This window comes from Nonomuraea sp. bgisy101, assembly GCF_057708945.1.
Map to the genome: position 1 here is coordinate 1 of NZ_JBYITD010000101.1, position 1892 is coordinate 1892.

At 64.4% G+C, this 1892-nt stretch carries 1 protein-coding gene and 1 pseudogene; both read left to right on the forward strand.

Translation table 11 applies throughout. The features are described 5' to 3' along the window. Window positions 1-158 precede the first annotated feature (158 nt). The gene (locus AC3EO4_RS55600; protein WP_379583836.1) at window positions 159-1400 is read left to right on the forward strand and encodes an IS256 family transposase; all 1242 of its coding nucleotides are present in this window, start codon (window positions 159-161) and stop codon (window positions 1398-1400) included. Between the two features lie 274 nt (window positions 1401-1674). Further along, window positions 1675-1892: pseudogene (locus tag AC3EO4_RS55605) on the forward strand (DUF6461 domain-containing protein); the annotation flags it as partial.

Consider the following 1892-nt stretch of genomic DNA (forward strand, 5'->3'; position numbering starts at 1 on the left):
CAGCACACAGGCCTCTGGTGATGGTTGATCTTGGTCGGGTTGCGTCCACGGAAGTGGTGTACGAGTTTGACCTGCTCACAAGCGTGGCAGCCGTGAATGAGGACGGCCATCGCGTGATCCTTCGTGATTGCGAGTCAAGATCGAAGGAGCGAAAGACGATGGCCGTGAACAACAGTGTGACGCCTGGGCAGTGGCTGGCGAAGCAGATCGAGACCAAGGATCCGGATCTGTTGCGATCTATGGTGAAGACCATGGCCGAGGCGTTGATGTCGGCCGAGGCCGACAGCCTGTGCGGTGCCGGCTACGGCGAGCGCAGCGACGAGCGGACCAACCGGCGCAACGGCTACCGCAGTCGCGACTGGGACACTCGCGCCGGATCGATCGAGCTGGCGATCCCGAAACTGCGGTCCGGCTCCTACTTTCCGGACTGGCTGCTGGAACGCAGACGGCGAGCCGAGCAGGCGCTCATCAGCGTGGTGGCCACCAGCTATCTGCTCGGCGTCTCCACCCGGCGTGTCGACAAGCTCATCGAGCAGCTCGGGATCAAGCACATCTCCAAGAGCCAGGTCAGCCAGATGGCCAAGACCCTGGATGAGCAGGTCGAAGCCTTTCGTATGCGAGCGCTGGACGCCGGCCCTTACACCTTCGTGTGGCTGGATGCGCTGACCCAGAAGGTGCGCGAAGGCGGCCGGATCGTCAACGTGCACGTTCTGGTTGCGACCGCGGTCAACGCCGATGGCCGCCGCGAGATCCTCGGCCTGGAGGTCACCAGCGCTGAGGACGGCGCGGGCTGGCTGGCCTTCCTGCGCGGCCTGGTGGCCCGCGGGCTGTCCGGGGTGCAGTTGGTCATCTCTGACTGCCATGCCGGTCTGGTGACCGCGATCGGCGCCACTTTGGCTGGCGCCTGCTGGCAACGGTGTCGTAGCCATTACCTGCGCAACCTTCTGACCTGCGTGAACAAGTCTGCGCAGCCGTTCGTGGCCACCCTGGTGCGCACCCTCTTCGACCAGCCCGACACCGCCTCGGTGCGCGCCCAGCACGCCTGGGTGGTGCAAACGCTCGAGGCCAAGCATCCGGCCGCGGCCGAGCACCTGGACGCCGCCCGCGAAGACCTGATCGCCTTCGCCGCCTTCCCTCGCGAGATCTGGCCGCAGATCTGGTCCAATAACCCGCAGGAGCGGCTGAACAAAGAGATCCGCCGCCGCACCGACGTAGTCGGCATCTTCCCCGACCGTGCCGCGATCATCCGGCTGGTCGGGGCCGTGCTGGCCGAGCAGACCGACGAATGGGTCGAAGCCCGCCGCTACATGGGCCTGGACATCCTCACCAAATCCCGTATCCGGATGATCCCTGGCGACACACCAGCCCAGAACCCACTCCCACAGACACTTACCGCTTAACCTGCATAAACAGGATCACGCGAAGATCGATTCATACACCACGTCCGTGGACGTGACCCTTGGTCGACAACCCTTCTACCAGGGGCCTTCTACTTGTGGGTCAGCAGTGGCGATTCCGTAACACGCCTGTGGCCAGCGGCGTCACGATGGAATGGGCTCACTAGAATCCTGAGTTCACGCTGGCCAGGGTGCGCCACGCCGCATCGCGCCCGGTCTCATCGTCCCGTGACGAGCGGCTTCTGTGCCTGTCGGTGGCGGCTGGCACCATGGCGACATGACCATGCAGCCCCTCGATATCTCTTGGCTCTGCGGCGAATACTCCGAGGAGTGCTACAGCTTCATCTACATCCGTGCCACGCCTGAACAGGTGGTTGCCCGCCTCGGCGGTCGATGGGAGGACTTCACTCCGGGTCCCTTCCCCGACGACCCGGATCACTACCCACTCCCTGGGGAGCCTCTCGGCGTCACCTCCATCGGCGATTGGACGTTCGT